Annotated in this window: 17 protein-coding genes; 12 read left to right on the top strand and 5 right to left on the bottom strand. The window is 67.8% G+C overall.

What is annotated here, in order from left to right:
- On the top strand, nt 1-735 hold a 735-nt coding region (locus B3E91_RS19110; RefSeq protein ID WP_287031012.1), incomplete at its 5' end, for an MFS transporter.
- 62 nt (nt 736-797) lie between these two features.
- Here the strand turns inward: B3E91_RS19110 and B3E91_RS19105 are convergent.
- The 3 genes from B3E91_RS19105 to B3E91_RS19095 form a co-directional block, all read right to left on the bottom strand.
- Complete coding sequence (locus tag B3E91_RS19105; protein ID WP_287031011.1) at nt 798-1,274, bottom strand: hemerythrin domain-containing protein; 477 nt, start codon at nt 1,272-1,274, stop codon at nt 798-800.
- 241 nt (nt 1,275-1,515) lie between these two features.
- Nucleotides 1,516-1,695, bottom strand: coding sequence for a hypothetical protein (locus tag B3E91_RS19100; protein WP_282339479.1), 180 nt, complete (start codon nt 1,693-1,695; stop codon nt 1,516-1,518).
- 77 nt (nt 1,696-1,772) lie between these two features.
- Nucleotides 1,773-2,351 (bottom strand): TetR/AcrR family transcriptional regulator, encoded by a 579-nt coding sequence (locus B3E91_RS19095; RefSeq protein ID WP_287031010.1) that lies wholly within the window; start codon nt 2,349-2,351, stop codon nt 1,773-1,775.
- Between the two features lie 141 nt (nt 2,352-2,492).
- Here B3E91_RS19095 and B3E91_RS19090 point away from each other — a divergent pair, with 141 nt between their 5' ends.
- The 6 genes from B3E91_RS19090 (at nt 2,493) to B3E91_RS19065 (ending at nt 8,219) form a co-directional block, all read left to right on the top strand.
- Nucleotides 2,493-3,191, top strand: a complete 699-nt coding sequence (locus B3E91_RS19090) for a glutathione S-transferase (RefSeq protein ID WP_287031009.1) — start codon at nt 2,493-2,495, stop codon at nt 3,189-3,191.
- A 125-nt stretch (nt 3,192-3,316) separates the two neighbouring features.
- Nucleotides 3,317-4,213: a LysR family transcriptional regulator gene (locus tag B3E91_RS19085; RefSeq protein ID WP_287031008.1), complete on the top strand. Its 897-nt coding sequence runs from the start codon at nt 3,317-3,319 to the stop codon at nt 4,211-4,213.
- Between the two features lie 3 nt (nt 4,214-4,216).
- Nucleotides 4,217-5,119 (top strand): LysR family transcriptional regulator, encoded by a 903-nt coding sequence (locus tag B3E91_RS19080; RefSeq protein WP_287031007.1) that lies wholly within the window; start codon nt 4,217-4,219, stop codon nt 5,117-5,119.
- 149 nt (nt 5,120-5,268) lie between these two features.
- A complete protein-coding gene (locus tag B3E91_RS19075; RefSeq protein ID WP_287031006.1) occupies nt 5,269-5,898 on the top strand; it encodes a glutathione S-transferase family protein in 630 nt (209 codons plus the stop codon).
- 51 nt (nt 5,899-5,949) lie between these two features.
- A complete protein-coding gene (locus tag B3E91_RS19070) occupies nt 5,950-8,013 on the top strand; it encodes a pyridoxamine 5'-phosphate oxidase family protein (protein WP_287031005.1) in 2,064 nt (687 codons plus the stop codon).
- Between the two features lie 14 nt (nt 8,014-8,027).
- Nucleotides 8,028-8,219: a hypothetical protein gene (locus B3E91_RS19065; protein ID WP_287031004.1), complete on the top strand. Its 192-nt coding sequence runs from the start codon at nt 8,028-8,030 to the stop codon at nt 8,217-8,219.
- A 41-nt stretch (nt 8,220-8,260) separates the two neighbouring features.
- Here B3E91_RS19065 and yddG read toward each other — a convergent pair whose 3' ends face one another.
- Nucleotides 8,261-9,160 (bottom strand): aromatic amino acid DMT transporter YddG, encoded by a 900-nt coding sequence (yddG, locus tag B3E91_RS19060; protein WP_287031003.1) that lies wholly within the window; start codon nt 9,158-9,160, stop codon nt 8,261-8,263.
- Between the two features lie 311 nt (nt 9,161-9,471).
- Here yddG and B3E91_RS19055 point away from each other — a divergent pair, with 311 nt between their 5' ends.
- From B3E91_RS19055 to B3E91_RS19035, 5 genes are all read left to right on the top strand, one after another.
- Nucleotides 9,472-10,818: a flavin-containing monooxygenase gene (locus B3E91_RS19055; RefSeq protein WP_287031002.1), complete on the top strand. Its 1,347-nt coding sequence runs from the start codon at nt 9,472-9,474 to the stop codon at nt 10,816-10,818.
- Nucleotides 10,818-11,252, top strand: coding sequence for a RidA family protein (locus B3E91_RS19050; RefSeq protein ID WP_090227899.1), 435 nt, complete (start codon nt 10,818-10,820; stop codon nt 11,250-11,252). The genes B3E91_RS19055 and B3E91_RS19050 overlap by 1 nt, the downstream gene beginning before the upstream one ends.
- Nucleotides 11,249-11,923: a DUF1028 domain-containing protein gene (locus tag B3E91_RS19045; protein WP_282339471.1), complete on the top strand. Its 675-nt coding sequence runs from the start codon at nt 11,249-11,251 to the stop codon at nt 11,921-11,923. Before B3E91_RS19050 ends, B3E91_RS19045 begins: the two co-directional genes overlap by 4 nt.
- 230 nt (nt 11,924-12,153) lie before the next feature.
- Complete coding sequence (gene argE / locus B3E91_RS19040) at nt 12,154-13,311, top strand: acetylornithine deacetylase (protein WP_287031001.1); 1,158 nt, start codon at nt 12,154-12,156, stop codon at nt 13,309-13,311.
- 149 nt (nt 13,312-13,460) lie between these two features.
- The gene (locus B3E91_RS19035) at nt 13,461-15,068 is read left to right on the top strand and encodes a methyl-accepting chemotaxis protein (RefSeq protein WP_287031000.1); all 1,608 of its coding nucleotides are present in this window, start codon (nt 13,461-13,463) and stop codon (nt 15,066-15,068) included.
- A gap of 10 nt (nt 15,069-15,078) precedes the next feature.
- Here the strand turns inward: B3E91_RS19035 and B3E91_RS19030 are convergent, their stop codons facing one another.
- Complete coding sequence (locus B3E91_RS19030; protein ID WP_287030999.1) at nt 15,079-16,002, bottom strand: LysR family transcriptional regulator; 924 nt, start codon at nt 16,000-16,002, stop codon at nt 15,079-15,081.
- Nucleotides 16,003-16,146: the final 144 nt, after the last annotated feature.

Raw genomic sequence — 16,146 nt, 5'->3', positions numbered from 1 at the left:
GCGTTCGGCCCGCTGCTGGCCGCGGCCATCGTGATTCCCTTCGGCCAGGGTCATGTCGCCTGGTTCGGCCTGTTCGCCGCCTTCGCCATCCTGGTGCTCTACGGGCTGAGCCGCTGGTATCGCAACCACCTCGCGCTGTTCAAGCTCAAGGCCGGCGGCAGGGCCACCCACGGGCTGTCCAAGGGGCGGGTCACATTCGCGCTGGTGGTGCTGGCGCTGCTGGTGTTCTCCAAGTACTTCTACATGGCGAGCTTCACCAGCTACTTCACCTTCTACCTGATCGAGAAGTTCGACCTGTCGATCGCCAGCTCGCAGCTGCACCTGTTCCTGTTCCTCGGCGCGGTCGCCGCCGGCACCTTCTTCGGCGGCCCGATCGGCGACCGCATCGGCCGCAAGACGGTGATCTGGTTCTCGATCCTCGGCGTCGCCCCGTTCACCCTGGCGCTGCCCTACGTCGACCTGTTCTGGACCGGCGTGCTGAGCATGATCATCGGCTTCATCCTCGCTTCGGCCTTCTCCGCCATCGTGGTCTTCGCCCAGGAACTGGTGCCGGGCAACGTCGGCATGATCGCCGGGGTGTTCTTCGGCCTGATGTTCGGTTTCGGTGGCATCGGTGCCGCGCTGCTCGGGCACCTGGCCGACATCCACGGCATCGAGTACGTCTACAAACTCTGCTCGTTCCTGCCGCTGTTCGGCATCCTCACCGTTCTGCTGCCGTCCACCAGGGGCGTCTGAAGCCCTCGCCCGCGCAGCCATAAAAAAGCCCCGCATGGGCGGGGCTTTCGTTGCATCGAGGCTCAGGCGGCGCGGCGTGCGCTGACGAGCTCTTTCTTCATGCTTTGCTTCATCTGCTCCATCTCCTGGCCCAGCTCGTTCAGGCGGTCTTCGCCCAACAGCTTCCTGGCCTGGGGGAACATCTCTTCTTCCTCTTCCTCGATGTGGTGCTCGAGCAGTTCCTGGCAGACCTTGACGCGGGCGGCGAACTCCACGGTGGCCGGATCGGTGTTCAGCAGGTCGGGCAGCACCAGACTGTCCACCGTGCGGTGCTCTTCCTTGGCTTCGTGGTACATCTTTTCTTCTTCCTTGCCGCCGGCCTCACGGTAGGCCGGGTAAAGGATCTGTTCTTCGATGGCCGTGTGGATGGCCAACTCCATTTCCAGCTTACCGAGCAGCTCGGTACGTTTCTTCACCGCGCGCTGGGTCGATTCCGAGAGTTGCGTGAGCAGGTCCTTGACCGTCACATGATCGTTCTTGAGCAGTTCAATGGCGTTCATTGCGTATCTCCTCTAGGCGCAAGACTCAGGGGTCTTATCTTGTCCAACCGTCGAAACAGCCGGCTGGTGAGAAGAAGATTGCGAGGGCCATGCCAATCCCGACGAGCGAAATAAATCTATTATAATCAACAAGATGTTGAACAACTGCGGCACGCTGGACCGGTGATATTGCATGGTGGGTCCGATTTCCCTGTGCAATTTGCATCGCCCGGAAGCGCCGTTACCGGCGCGACAGCGCCGATCAGCCGTCCGCCTTGTCCTGCTCGCTCAGATTGACCGCCGTCCTGGCGGCATCCACGTCGGAATAGCGGTACTCCACGCTGCCATCGTCCGCCGTCACCTCGAAGATCACGTCGATGTCATCCTTCTTGAATTGATCCGGGATCTCTTCACCTTCGAGTCGCTTCAGTTTCACACTCATGGCATCTCTCCTGGCTTGGTTCCCGTGTGACCGCGGGCCCCCGGCAGAGTCCGGGCGAGACGACGAAGCGCACTCCGCTATGCCTTGACCACCGCCGTGGGGATCAACCCCGTCTCGCGGTAGCTGAGGATCAGCTCGTCGAACAGACCGATATCGCCCCGCGTGCGGGCGACCAGTTGCGCGCCGGCGACCGCGGTGTAAATGGCGCGCGCGCGTCGCTCGCGGAGCTCCGCGCCCTCCACGCCGGCGTCCGCCAGCACCTGGGCCAGCCAGGCCACGTTGGCGTCGGCGAACGCCCTCACCTCGCGCTGGACGTCCTCGGGCAGGTCTTCGTGTTCCGCGGCCATGAAGCTGGACAGACAAAGCCGGTTGCCGTCTTCCAGCGAGCTGCGAAAGATCGACGGGTAACGCGCGAGGCACCCAATGGGATCGGGGTTCGACGTCCGTATTCCTTCCAGAACGGCGGCGGTGTCCTGCCAGTAGCGCGCGGCGACGGCGGCGCCGAGTTCGGCCTTGCTGGCGAAGTGGTAGTAGATGCTGGCGTTCTTGATCCCCACCGCCTCGCCGATGCTTCGAAAATTGATGCCGCTGTACCCGTGCATCTGCGCCGCGGTTTTCGCCGCCGCCAGGATGGCTTCCCGCGCGTTGTCGCCCAAGGTGTGCTCCTCGACTCGTCCAATCGACACCACGAAGTTTACGCCCGAGCCAGTTACCTGCCAACTGGAAGGTAGGGATTGACAGCAACAACGGGCGCGCCGAATATTTACCTACCAACTGACAGGTAGACGAGTAAAGCCATGAGTAACGAAGCACAGCGAATCGACCTTCTGGCCCTTCCGCAAATGAAAATCCACGACTGGTTCAATGGTCCCTACCCGGCCCGCGTGCGCATCGCCCTGGCCGAGAAGGGCCTGCTCTCGCGCGTCGAGTTCGTCCCGGTCAACCTCTGGAAAGGCGAGCACAAGGCCGCCGAGTTCCTCGCCATCAACTACTCCGGGACCTTGCCGGTGCTGGAGTTGGCCGATGGCACCTACCTCGCGGAATGCACGGCCATCACCCAGTACCTCGACGCGCTGGATGGCCATCCGCTGCTCACGGGTGACACACCGCTGCAGAAAGGGCTCATCCACATGATGACCAAACGCGCCGAAATCGAATTTCTCGATGCGGTCAGCGTTTACTTCCACCACGCCACGCCGGGGCTCGGGCCGCAGGTCGAGCTCTACCAGAATCCGGAATGGGGCGGGCGCATGCGCGACAAGGCGATCCGGGGCATGCACTACTTCGACGGCGTTCTGCGGGAGCGCCCGTTCGTGGCGGGCAATGCCTTCTCCATGGCGGATATCGCGGTGCTCGGCGGGATGATCTTCGCCGCGCTGGTCAAGCTTCCGGTACCCGACGAATGCACCGCGCTGCGGGAATGGCACGAGCGGATGCAGGAAAGACCCAGCGTGCGCGAATGGCGGGCGATGGTGGAGCGCGGCGCTCCCCGCTAGGCCCGGGGGCCGACGTCCCACCCGGCCGTGGCCGAGATCGATAGCGGACATTTGCTCCGCGACGACATAGTCTCTGCCTTTCTGTCGATGTCGACGCGGGGGTGGTGGTGGACAGGTTCCAGGAAATGAAGGTGCTGCTGGCGGTGACCGAGGCGGAGAGCTTCGCCGGTGGCGCCCGCCTGCTGGGCCTGTCGCCGCCCGGTGCGACACGCGCCATCGCCGCCCTGGAGAAGCGCCTCGGCACCCTGCTGCTGGCCCGTAATACCCGCAGCCTGCGCCTGACCGAGGCGGGCCGGCGCTATGTGGAAGACTGCCGGCGCATTCTCCTGGAGCTCGAGGAAGCGGAGGAGCTGGCGTCCGGCAGCAGCCTGCGCATCCGTGGAAACCTGACGGTCACCGCCCCGGTGATGTTCGGCGAACTCTTCCTGATTCCGCTGATCACCGAGTACCTCGCCACCCATGGCGAGGTGACGGTCAACGCGCTGCTGGTCGACCGGCTGGTGAACCTGGCCGACGAAGCGGTGGATGTCGCGATCCGCATCGGACAGCTCCCCGAAGGCAGCTTCCACGCCCTCAAGGTGGGCGAGATCCGTCCGGTGATCTGCGCCGCGCCGGCCTTTCTCGATCGCGTCGGGCGGCCCGCCCATCCGCGCGATCTGCAGGGCGCGCAGACGGTCATGTCCTCCGCCAGCACGCTGCTCACCGAGCTGCATTTCGACGGCCCCGAAGGCCCCTCGACGATGGCGCCGCACGCGCGCCTGGTGGTGAGCTCCAACCAGGCGGCGATCAACGCGGCGCGCATGGGCTGGGGCTACACGCAGGTGCTGTCCTATCAGGTCGCGGACGCCGTCGCCAGGGGCGAGCTGGAGATCGTGCTGGCCGCCTTCGGCACGCCGCCGCTGCCGGTGCATGTGCTCTACCAGAGCGGCAAGCAGGTCTCCGCCCGGGTGCGCACCTTCGTCGATCACTGCCATGACCGCCTGCTGAACGACGCGGCGTTGCAGCGTCTCGGCGCACCCTGAACCATGAGCCGCTACCGGCAGATGGAAGTCTTCGCCGCGGTCGCGCAGGCGGGCAGCCTCGCGGCGGCGGCGCGCGACCTGGCGCTGTCGCCGGCCACCGTGATGCGCACGCTGGCGGCGCTGGAGGCTCGCCTGGGCACCGCCCTGCTCGTGCGGGGCCCTCGGGGCGTCCAGCTGAATGCGGTCGGCGAACGCTTCGCCGCGCAGTGCCGGCTCATCCTTGAGGAAACCGCCGCGGCCGAGCGCTCCGCCGCGGGCCTGCACAGCCACATCGCGGGGCCGCTGACGGTGGCCCTGCCGCTGCTGATGGCGCATCAGCTCTTCATGCCCTTGGCGGTGGCCTACCTCGAGGCCTTTCCCGACGTGCAACTGACGACCTGCGCGCGGGAACGCCCGCCCAAGCTGCTGGAGGAAGGCATCGACGTCGCGCTGGTGGTCGGCCCGTTGCCCGACTCGTCCGGCTTCGCGGTGCCGATCGGCCGGGTCAGGCCGATGATGTGCGCCGCCCCGGCCTACCTGGCGCGCTGGGGACGCCCGGAAAACGTCGAAGACCTGCGGGCTCATCGCACCCTTCTCGCCAGCGAAGCGGGCCACGGCGCCGAGTGGCGTCTGCATGACGGCGCCACCACCCGCACGGTGCGCAATGTGCCGGTGCTCACCTGCACCACCCAGCAGGCCGCCATCCGCGCGGCGGTTTCAGGGCTGGGGCTGATCCGCTGCCTGAGCTACGAGGCGCATCAGGAGCTGCAGGCGGGCCTGCTCGAACCGGTGCTGGAACGCTTCGTCGCGCCCGACCTGCCGGCGCAGCTGATCTACCGCGAAGGCCGCAAGGCCTGCGGGCGGGTACGCACCTTCATCGACTTCGCGGTGCCGCGCCTGCGCCTGCATCCGGCGCTGTGCGACTGAGCGGGCACCGTCCCTTTATTGCGGAAACTGAAATTATGGATTGCCCGGCGTGGCGATTCTGCTCCAGCGCGTCAGGGCGCAGCATGAACCCAACAGCGCAACGGCCAACCCGGCCGGCGCGATGCGGCCCACCGATGCGGAGTTCCGACATGCCACAGCACCCGATCAAACTGTACCGCCACCCCCTTTCCGGCCACGCCCACCGTGTCGAGCTGATGCTCTCGCTGCTGGAGCTGCCGACCGAACGGGTCTTCGTCGACCTCGCCAAGGGCGCCCACAAGCGGCCCGAATTCCTCGCCCTGAGTCCCTTCGGGCAGATTCCGGTGATCGACGACAACGGCACCGTCCTAAGCGACTCCAACGCCATCCTGGTCTACCTGGCCAAGACCTACGGCGAGGGTCGCTGGCTGTCCGAAGAGCCGGTCGTGGCGGCGCGGGTTCAGCGCTGGTTGTCGGTGGCCGCCGGGCAGGTAGCGTTCGGCCCGGCGGCGGCGCGCCTGATCACGGTGTTCGGGGCGGCGTTCAACGCCGAGGAAGTCATCAACCGCGCCCACGTGCTGTTCCGCGTGATGGAAACGGAGCTGGCGTCGACGCCGTTCCTCGCCGGCGCCGAGCCCTCCATCGCCGACGTCGCCAACTACAGCTACATCGCCCATGCTCCGGAGGGCAACGTGTCGCTGGAGCCCTACCCGAACCTGCGTGCCTGGCTGGCGAGGGTCGAGGCGCTGCCCAGTTTCGTACCGATGCAGCCGACCGCCGCCGGCCTGCTCGCCGGCTGAACCCGCCCACCGGCCGCGCGCGTCGCGACGACCCTTCGAGGAGTGACCGCCATGGAAAACCACCGCACCTCGCCCTGGCACGCCGGCGAACGCGCACTGCAGCAGAAGATCGGCGTGGCCGAGCGGATGGAAGTCGCCGGGCAGAAGTTCATCCGCGACTACCTGCCTGACCAGCACCGCGACTTCTACCAGCAGTTGCCTTTCCTGGTCGTCGGCGCGGTGGATGGCGAGGGCCGGCCCTGGGCGACGCTGCTCGAAGGCGCGCCAGGCTTCGTCACCTCCGCCGACCCGAAGCATCTAGCGCTGGCCGTCGAGCCCGACCCGCAGGACCCGGCCAGTTCCGGCCTGCGGGTAGGCGATGCGGTCGGTCTGCTCGGCATCGAACTGCACAGCCGGCGGCGCAACCGCGTCAACGGCGTGATCACCCAGACCTCGGCGGGGCAGCTGGAGATCGCCGTGGAGCACGCGTTCGGCAATTGCCCGCAGTACATCCAGCAACGCACCTACCTGCGCTCCGCCGGCGATCCGGCGGCCGGCGATCCGGCCACCCGCGCGCCGGGCCAGGCGCTCGCCGCGCTGGACGCGGACGCCGCCGAGATGATCGCCAGCGCCGACACCTTCTTCGTCGCCAGCTACGTGACCTACGAAGACGGGAGACGCTCGGTGGACGTCTCCCACCGCGGCGGCCGGCCGGGCTTCGTCAAGGTGGACGGCAATCGCCTGACCATCCCCGACTACGCCGGCAACCTGCACTTCAACACCCTCGGCAACCTGCAGAGCAACCCGCGCGCCGGGCTGCTGTTCGTCGACTTCGCCAGCGGCGACGTGCTGCAGATCAGCGGCCGCACCGAACTGATCCTGGAGAGCCCGCTGATCGTCGCCTTCGAGGGCGCCGAGCGCTTGTGGACCGTCGATGTGGAGCGCGTGGTGCGACGCCCGGCGGCGGTTTCGATCCGCTGGCACTTCGAGGGGTTCGCCCCCACCAGCCTGATGACCGGCACCTGGGCCCACGCCGAGCAGCGCCTGAAACAGCAGGAGCAGCGCAAGCACTGGCATCGCTGGCGCGTGACGCGGATCGAGCAGGAAAGCCCGGACATCCGTTCGCTGTACATCGAGGCACAGGACGGCGTGGCGGTGCCCTTCCTGCCGGGCCAGCACATTCCGCTGCGCCTGACGCTCGACGGCGGGGAGGTGCTGGTCAGGACCTACAGCCTGTCCAGCGCGCCCTCCGACGGCCACCTGCGCATCAGCATCAAGGCCCAGGGCCCCGCCTCGCGCCACCTGCACGAGCGCCTTGGCGTCGGCGACCTGCTGGAAGTCCGCCATCCGCTGGGCAGCTTCACCCTGGACGCCGAGGACGCGCGGCCGGTGGTGCTGCTGGGGGCCGGCGTCGGCATCACGCCGCTGCTGTCCATGGCGCGCGAACTGGTGGAACGGATCGCCCGCCAGCAGCGCGACCAGCCGGTGTACCTGTTCCAGGCAGGCAGGCGCCTGCAGGACCTGCCGTTCCAGGGCGAACTGCTGCACCTGCAACGGCGCGCGGCGGGTCGGCTGCACCTGCTGCGCGCCCTGAGCGATGCCGACGAAAACGCGCGGCTGGGCGTGGACTACGAGATACCGGGCCGGCTGGAGCTGGCGCACCTCCAGGCCAACCTGCCGCTGGACGACTACGACTTCTACCTCTGCGGTCCGGCCCGCTTCACCCAGGACCTCTACGACGGCTTGCGCCGCCTGAACATTCCCGATGCGCGCCTCCACGCCGAGGCGTTCGGCCCCTCGACGCTACGCCGCCAGGGCGACCGGCAACGCGCCACGCCGGTCCAGCCGCCGCCCGCCAATGCGCCGGTGCCGGTGTATTTCTCCGCCTCGGGCAAGGAGGCACGCTGGACGCCGCAGAGCGGCAGCCTGCTGGAGCTGGCGGAAAGCCGCGGGCTGAACCCGGACTTCAGTTGCCGCGGCGGCTCCTGCGGCACCTGCCGGACGCGGCGCCTCAGCGGCCAGGTGCACTACCCCAACCCGCCCGCGGAACTGCCGGACGACGACAGCGTGCTGATCTGCTGCGCAGTCCCCGCGCACAGCGAGAATGACGTCCAGCCGCTGGTCCTGGATCTCTAGAGAGGTATGCCGGCATGACTGCCCGCCTCACTTCGAAAGGCGAACCGCCCCGTTACTGGCACGACGCGCGGGACGATCGCGCCACCGGGCGTTCGCCGCTGGCCTGCGCGGCATCCGAGCGGGAGGCGAGCTACATGCTGCCGCAACTGCTGTGCTCGCCGGAGTGCGCGTCATTGCCGGGGTCGGCCGACAGGCCGGGCGAGTAGCGGGGTTTCCTCTCCACGACCGGACGGCCGTCGTCGAGACGCTAGGCGTGCGTCGCTCGTTCGCGGGTTGCGGCCCAGCAGACCAGCGAGCCCAGGGTCACCAGCAGCGTCCCCTGCCAGAATTGCACGGTCAGCGCGGCGCTCAGCCAGGCCGAGGCGAAGGCGGAGGACAGCACCGGCGTGAAGTACGACGCCGTGGAGATCAGCGTCATGTTTCCGCGCAGGATTCCCAGGTTCCACAGCGCATAACCGCTGGCGAGGGCCGAGCTGGCCGCCAGCAGGTGGAAGCCGGCATTCCAGGTGAACGGCGGGAGGCTTTCGCCGCTGAAGGCGTACTTGAACCAGAGCGCCACGGCCGTCATGGCGAAGAACAGCACCACGCCATTCTTGCCTTCGGCAAAGCGCCGGGTGACGTTGCAGTAAAGCGCCCAGAGCAGCGCGCCGGTGGCCGCGAGCCCGTAGCTCAGCGGGTTAGAGGCGACATTGGCGGCGATGCCGCGCAGCGAGATGCCGTCGCCGCTGACGATCCAGAGGATGCCGAACAACGCCATCGCCGAGCCCGGAAGGATGATCCAGCGCGCCCGCTGGCCGTTCATGACGATGGCCAGGAGCACCGTCAGGCAGGGCCACAGGTAATTGACCAGACCGACCTCGATGGCCTGGGTGCCGCTGTTGGCGAATCCCAGGGACAACGAAAAGCACAGCTCGTAGGCGACGAACAGCAGGCTGCCCCACACCAGGTAGCGACGCGGGAACGAACGCAGCCGCGGTCGCCCGACGAACACCAGCAGCAGCGCCGCGCCGAGGGTGTAGAGCAGCGCCGCGCCACCGATCGGGCCGAGACTCTGCGCCACGCTGCGGATCAGCCCGGTGGAGGTGCTCCACAGCACCACGGCCATCAGCCCGCAGGCCGTCGCGGCGCGCTCGCTGGTTATCGGCATAACGCCATTCTCGATTCAGGAAAAAGCCGCGAGTCTATATGAAGCCTGCCGGCCGTACCGAGGGCGTTCTCGCGATGCGGGCTGGCGCTGTCCATGCTCTTCGGCGGGCTCGCGTCGCCACGTTCCTCACCCCGTCGATCGCGCGCCGCGGCGGCGGCAGGCCCCGCCGCGCCCGGCGTAGAGTTTTTCCCTAGCTAGCGACTACAAAAAACATAATTTCGCGAATCCCCTGCGCTGAACAGAATGAGCCCACTCCCGCCGGCAGCGTCGCTGCGGCGCAACAGCCATGATCCAGACAGAGCAGGCACGTGATGACCGACCTGAACCAAAGCGCTTCCCCGAGCCCGCTCGGCAAGACCGTTGAGAAGATAGACACCCTCGTCGTCGGCGCCGGGCAGGCCGGCGTGGCGATGAGCGAGCACCTGGGCAAGCTCGGCATTGCGCACCTGGTGCTGGAGCGCAGCCGCATCGCCGAGGCCTGGCGCACCGATCGCTGGGATTCGCTGGTGGCCAACGGGCCGGTCTGGCATGACCGCTTCCCCGGTCTGGAATTCGACGACCTGGCGCCCGATGCCTTCGCCTCGAAGGAGCGCATCGCCGCCTACTTCGAAGACTATGCGAAGAAATTCAATGCGCCGATCCGCACCGGCGTGGACGTGAAGCGGGTGGTCCGCAACGCCGACCGCGCCGGTTTCACCGTCGAAACCTCGGCCGGCGTGATCGAGGCCAATCGCGTGGTCGCCGCCACCGGGCCGTTCCAGAAGCCGGTGATCCCGGCCATCGCGCCGCAGGATTCGTCGATCAACCAGCTGCACTCCGCCGCCTACCGCAACCCGCAGCAACTGCCCGAAGGCGCGGTGCTGGTGGTCGGTGCCGGCTCTTCCGGCGTGCAGATCGCCGACGAGCTGCGCCGCGCCGGGCGCAAGGTCTACCTCTCCGTCGGCCCGCACGACCGTCCGCCGCGCAGCTACCGCAACCGCGACTTCGTCTGGTGGCTGGGCGTGCTCGGCCTGTGGGACATGGAAGCCGCGCAGCCGGGCAAGGAGCACGTGACCATCGCCGTCAGCGGCGCCCGCGGCGGCGAGACCATCGACTTCCGCAACCTCGCCCACCAGGGCATCACCCTGGTCGGCCTGACCAAGGCGTTCACCGACGGTGTGGCCAGTTTCCAGCCGGACCTGGTGGACAACATCGCCCGCGGCGACGAGAACTACCTGTCGCTGCTCGACGCCGCCGATGCCTACATCGCGCGCAACCAGCTCGACCTGCCGGAAGAGCCCGAGGCCCGCGCCAGCTACCCGGACCCGGCGTGCATGACCGACCCCATCCTCGAGCTGGACCTGGCCGCGGCCGGCGTCACCTCGATCATCTGGGCGACCGGCTATTCGGTGGACTTCAGCTGGCTGAAGGTCGACGCGTTCGACGCCAACGGCAAGCCGCGGCACCAGCGCGGCGTGTCCAGCGAGCCCGGCGTCTACTTCGTCGGCCTGCCGTGGCTGTCGCGGCGTGGTTCCACCTTCATCTGGGGTGTCTGGCACGACGCCAAGCACGTCGCCGACCACATCGCCACGCAGCACAAGTACCTCGACTACCGCGATGCCTCGCAACGCCAGGCCGAGCCCGTCGTCGCCGCCGTCCAGAGCGCAGGAGCCCGTTGATGCCTACCCATACCCGCATCCGCATGTTCAACACCAAGGACACCTACCCCAACCAGACCCTGGACAACGACCTCTGCCAGGCCGTCCGCGCCGGCAACACGGTCTACGTGCGTGGCCAGGTCGGCACCGACTTCGAGGGCAACCTGGTCGGCCTCGGCGACCCGCGCGCACAGACCGAGCAGGCGATGAAGAACCTCAAGCAGTTGCTCGAGGAAGCCGGCAGCGACCTCTCCCACATCGTCAAGACCACCACCTACCTGACCGACCCGCGCTACCGCGAGCCGGTCTACCAGGAGGTCGGCAAGTGGCTCAAGGGGGTCTTCCCGATCTCCACCGGCCTGGTGGTCTCGGCCCTCGGCCAGCCGCAGTGGCTGATGGAAATCGACGTGATCGCGGTGATCCCGGACGACTGGCAGGCCGGGGTTCGCCCATGACCTTCTCCATCGTCGGCCGTTGTGCCGAAACCGGCATGCTCGGCATCGCCATCAGTTCGTCGAGCATCGCCGTCGGCGCCCGCTGCCCGTGGCTGCGCGCCGCCGTGGGCGCGGTGTCGACGCAGAACATCACCCTGCCCGCGCTCGGCCCGCAGATTCTCGATCTGCTGGAATCCGGCAGCAGCCCGGCGGCGGCGATGCGCCAGGCGCTGGATAGCAACGGCTACGGCCAGTTCCGCCAGGTGACGGTGATCGACAGCCAGGGCGCCACGGCGCATTTCACCGGCAGCGAGGCGCTCGGGCTGAACCACGCCAGGGCCGGCGAGCAGTGCGTGGCAGCGGGCAACCTGCTGTCCTCGCCAAAGGTGATCGATGCGATGGTCGACGCCTTCGAGCGGGCCGACGGCGGCCTGCCGGATCGCCTGCTGGCGGCGATGCACGCTGCCATGGCCGCCGGCGGCGAAGCCGGGCCGGTGCATTCGGCGGCGCTGTCGGTGGTCGGCGACCTGATCTGGCCGGTGGTCGACCTGCGCGTCGACTGGGCCGACGCCGACCCCATCGGCGAGCTGGACAAACTCTGGCGCGCCTACGAACCACAGTTGCACGACTACGTCACCCGCGCCCTCGATCCGACCAAGGCGCCTAGCTACGGCGTGCCGGGCGACGAATGAGCCGGTGCGCGGCGCCGGTGTTTTTGCGGTGCGCATGGCGCACCCTACGGATGGAGGCTGCTTTGCGTAGGATGGGTTAGCCGCGCAGCGGCGTAACCCATCGGCCACCCGAGGTGGTATCGCAGGCTCAACCCATCCTGCGAAACGGTGTTTTTCCGGTGCGCGCGGCGCACCCTCCGGTTGAGGTAGGGTGCGCCGTGCGCACCACCTGTTCCCCACCGAGAGGTCCCATGCCCGATAGCCGCGCCCTGCTGGAAAAACTGATCGCCTTCGACACCACCAGTCGCGAATCGAACCTGGCGCTGATCGCGTTCGTGGGCGACTACCTGTCCGGTCTCGGCATCGCCAGCGACCTGATCTTCAACGCCGAGCGAACCAAGGCCAACCTGCACGCCCGCCTCGGCCCGCCCGGCCCCGGCGGCGTGATGCTGTCCGGGCACAGCGACGTGGTGCCGGTGGACGGCCAGGCCTGGACGCTGCCGGCGTTCCAGCTCAGCGAACGCGACGGTCGCCTGTACGGACGCGGCACGGCGGACATGAAGGGCTTCCTCGCCTGTGTGCTGGCGAGCATGCCGCGCTTCCTCGAGCAGCCGCTGCGTCTGCCGCTGCACATCGCCATTTCCTACGACGAGGAGATCGGCTGCCTCGGTGTGCGCAGCCTGGTCGAACAGCTGCGCGCCAGCCCGGACAGGCCGGCGATCTGCCTGATCGGCGAACCCACGGAAATGCGCCCGGTGCTCGGCCACAAGGGCAAGCTGGCGATGCGCTGCGAGGTGCACGGCGCGGCCTGCCATTCGGCCTATGCGCCGCAGGGCGTGAATGCCATCGAGTACGCCGCGCGGCTGATCGGCCAGCTCGGCGAGATCGGCCAGCGCCTGGCCGAGCCGGCGAAGCACGATTCGCGCTTCGACCCGCCCTACTCCACGGTGCAGACCGGGTTGATCCAGGGCGGCCGGGCGTTGAACATCGTGCCCGCCGAGTGCCGCTTCGACTTCGAGGTGCGCGCGCTGCCGGCGGACGACCCGCGACAGGTCACCGCCGAATTGCGCGACTACGCCGAGACCCAGTTGCTGCCGCGCATGCGCGCGGTGAGCGAGGCCAGCGACATCCGCTTCAGCGAGCTGTCCGCCTACCCCGGCCTGCTCACCGAGCCGGGCAGCGACGCCGCGCGCCTGCTGGCGCTGCTGTGCGGCAGCGACGAGTTCTCCACCGTGGCCTTCGGCACCGAGGGCGGCCTGTTCGACGAAGCCGGCATCGCCACCGTGGTCTGCGGCCCCGGCAGCATGGATCAAGGACACAAGCCGGACGAGTTCGTCAGCCTCGATCAACTGGCCCGCTGCGATGCCCTGCTGGCGAACCTGGCGCGCTGGATGCAGATAGGACCCTGACCAGGGCCGACTCGCGCCTTCGGCCCGTCGATCATCGACGCGACGAACGCCGCCTGCTGCGCACGCTGCAGGCGCAGCGCGTCCACGAGCCAGACAGGGCGCGGCTGAACTAGACTTGCGACTCCCTCCCTCACAATTAGAAGTGGCGCATGAACATTCGTCAGAAGATGATCGCCAGCGGCGTGCTGAGCGTGGCCGTTGCGGCGGGCCTGGGTGCGGTGGGTTTCTGGGGCCAGACCCAGCTCAATGGCGCGCTGGAGCAGAACGAACTGAGCGTCACCGCGCTGCGCAACCATCTCGAAGGCGACATGATGCACGACGCGCTGCGCGCCGACGTGCTGGCCGCCTTCAGTGTCGAGGCGGGCGACGCGGCAGCCGCCGAGCAGGTACGCAAGGATCTGCGCGAGCATGCCGACTGGTTCAAGCGTGCCATGGACGCCAACGCCGCCTTGCCGCTGCCGACCAACATCCGGCAGGCCATCGCCCAATTGCAGCCGGCCCTCACCGCCTACATCGCCGAAGCCGAACAGATCACCGAAGCGGCCCTGCGCGATGCCCCGTCAGCCAAGGGCGGCATGCCGTCGTTCATGCAGCGTTTCAGCGAACTCGAAACCAGGAACGAGGCGATCAGCGGCCTGATCGAAGAACAGGTGAGCGCCGCCCGCGAGAGTGGCCAGACCGCCGTGCGCAACGCCTCGGTTTATCTGCTCAGCGGGATCGTCCTGGTCAGTCTGCTGCTGGGCCTGATCACCTGGAACCTGATGCGCCGCGTGCTCGGCCCGCTGCAGCAGTCCGTCGAGGCCGCCCGCGCCATCGCCAGCGGCAACCTGCGCGGTCGCATCGACGTCGATCGGCAGGACGAGGCCGGCCATCTGCTGCAGGCGCTGGCCGAAATGCAGGGCAACCTCGGCCGGATGATCAGCAGCATCAACCAGCACAGCGAACAGCTGCAGCAGACCGCCCGCACGCTCACCGGCACGGCGCAGCGCATTCTGAACGACTCCACCCAGCAGGCGGACAGCGCCACCAGCATGGCCGCGGCCATGGAGCAGATGATCCAGAACATCGCCCAGGTGTCCTCGCACGCCCATGACGCCAAGGGCATTTCCGCCCATTCCGGGCAACTGGCCTACAGCGGTGGGCAGGTGATACTCGGCGTGGTCGATGGCATGAACCGTATCGCCGAGGCGGTCACCTCGTCGTCCGAGACGATCACCGAGCTGGGGCGTTCATCCGAGGAAATCCATTCGATCATCCAGGTCATCAGGAGCATCGCCGAACAGACCAACCTGCTCGCCCTCAACGCCGCGATCGAGGCCGCGCGCGCCGGCGAGGCGGGCCGCGGGTTTGCCGTGGTCGCCGATGAGGTGCGCAACCTGGCGGCCCGCACGGCGCACTCGACCCAGGAAATCACCGACATGATCGGGCGCATTCGCAGCAACACCCACCTGGCGGTGGACAGCATGCAGGCCGGCGTGACCCGGGTGAACGATGGCGTGGCCCTGGCGCACCAGGCCGGCGATTCGATCAATGAAATACGCGATGGCGCGCAACGCGCCGCCCAGGTGGTGGAGGAGATTTCCCACACCATCGGCGAGCAGAGCAACGCCAGCAGCGAGGTTGCGCAGCGTGTCGAGCAGATCGCGCAGATGGCTCAGCAAAACGCCCAGGCGGTGAACGAGCTGGCGCACTCGGCGGAGGAACTGGAGCGCGTGGCGCAGGGCATGCGCGACGCCGTCATGCAGTTCCAGGTCTGAGTCGGCGGGTTCAGGCGGGCTCGGTTACCGGCTTCTCGCCCAGCTCCGCCTTGCAGTAATCGACGAACAACTGCGCCGGCTTGGTCAGTTGCGCGCGTTTCAGCCAGGCGGCGACCAGACCGGAGCCAGTGACGTCCTCAGTGATGCTCAGGCACACCACCCGCTGGCCGTCGTAGGTGACGTCGCTGTGCGGGCGGGTGACCAGCACCGAAAAGCCGAAACCCTGGCCGACCATGCCGCGGACCATCTCGATGGAGGGCGAGCTGAAGGCGATGTTCGGGCTCAGCCCCAGTTCCTCGAAGATGCTCACGAAGTAGGTGCGGCTGGGCAGCACGTCGAGCAGGATCATCGGCTCCAGCACCAGGTCGCGCAGCGACACGCGCTCCTGCGCGGCGAAGCGATGGCCTTCGGGCAATAGCGCGTAGGGGCGCTGCGGCGGCATCAGCGGCTCGGTCTCGATGGTGCCGTCGAGGTCGTGCTCGTAGAAGATCGCCAGGTCGAAGCGACCGCCCGTGAGGCCCTGCACCAGCTCCTGCTGCTCGCCGTCGTGCAGGCGGATTTCCACCCCGGGATACAAGGTCCGGAAGCCGGCGATCAGGCGCGGCAGGTACAGCGGCGCGACCGTCTCGAAGCAGCCGATGTCGATCTGCCCGGCCACCACGTCGTTGTCGGCCAGGGCGTTCTGCTCGAATTCGTGGGCCATGCGCAGCAGTTCCTGCGCCTTGCGGTAGAAACGCGCGCCGCTGGGCGTGAGCGAGACGCCCTGGGCGTGGTGGCGAATGAACAACTGCACGCCGAAGCTCTCTTCCAGGCCCTTGATCGCGGTGGAGATCGACGGCTGGGCGATGTACAGCTTGCGCGACGCCTCGGCGACGCTGCCGCACTCCACGGTGGTGACGAAATACCTGATCTGACGCAGGGTGTAGGAAGCCACGGATTACCTCGGGGGTGACGATTGCGGCGCTCACCATAACGTGTCGGGGTGCCGCAGAGGCACCGCGCCGCACCAGCATTTTGCTTGCGGGTGAGCAGCTTTTTTCGAGGGTGCGTGCGCGCCGGGTGACGAGGGGCTTTGCAA

The organism is Pseudomonas sp. UBA6310, from assembly GCF_002438225.1.
In the GTDB taxonomy this organism is placed as follows: Bacteria; Pseudomonadota; Gammaproteobacteria; order Pseudomonadales; family Pseudomonadaceae; genus Pseudomonas_O; species Pseudomonas_O kuykendallii.
The sequence above is the reverse complement of the archived record's forward strand: the minus strand, read 5'-3'. Positions and strand labels throughout refer to the sequence as shown.

Bases quoted from the DNA above. Each gene is read 5' to 3' on its own strand.
- B3E91_RS19105 (WP_287031011.1), bottom strand. From the start codon at position 1,274: ATGAACGCCATTGAACTGCTCAAGAACGATCATGTGACGGTCAAGGAC.
- B3E91_RS19100 (WP_282339479.1), bottom strand. From the start codon at position 1,695: ATGAGTGTGAAACTGAAGCGACTCGAAGGTGAAGAGATCCCGGATCAA.
- B3E91_RS19090 (WP_287031009.1), top strand. From the start codon at position 2,493: ATGAGTAACGAAGCACAGCGAATCGACCTTCTGGCCCTTCCGCAAATG.
- B3E91_RS19085 (WP_287031008.1), top strand. From the start codon at position 3,317: ATGAAGGTGCTGCTGGCGGTGACCGAGGCGGAGAGCTTCGCCGGTGGC.
- B3E91_RS19080 (WP_287031007.1), top strand. From the start codon at position 4,217: ATGAGCCGCTACCGGCAGATGGAAGTCTTCGCCGCGGTCGCGCAGGCG.
- B3E91_RS19075 (WP_287031006.1), top strand. From the start codon at position 5,269: ATGCCACAGCACCCGATCAAACTGTACCGCCACCCCCTTTCCGGCCAC.
- B3E91_RS19070 (WP_287031005.1), top strand. From the start codon at position 5,950: ATGGAAAACCACCGCACCTCGCCCTGGCACGCCGGCGAACGCGCACTG.
- B3E91_RS19065 (WP_287031004.1), top strand. From the start codon at position 8,028: ATGACTGCCCGCCTCACTTCGAAAGGCGAACCGCCCCGTTACTGGCAC.
- yddG (WP_287031003.1), bottom strand. From the start codon at position 9,160: ATGCCGATAACCAGCGAGCGCGCCGCGACGGCCTGCGGGCTGATGGCC.
- B3E91_RS19055 (WP_287031002.1), top strand. From the start codon at position 9,472: ATGACCGACCTGAACCAAAGCGCTTCCCCGAGCCCGCTCGGCAAGACC.
- B3E91_RS19050 (WP_090227899.1), top strand. From the start codon at position 10,818: ATGCCTACCCATACCCGCATCCGCATGTTCAACACCAAGGACACCTAC.
- B3E91_RS19045 (WP_282339471.1), top strand. From the start codon at position 11,249: ATGACCTTCTCCATCGTCGGCCGTTGTGCCGAAACCGGCATGCTCGGC.
- argE (WP_287031001.1), top strand. From the start codon at position 12,154: ATGCCCGATAGCCGCGCCCTGCTGGAAAAACTGATCGCCTTCGACACC.
- B3E91_RS19035 (WP_287031000.1), top strand. From the start codon at position 13,461: ATGAACATTCGTCAGAAGATGATCGCCAGCGGCGTGCTGAGCGTGGCC.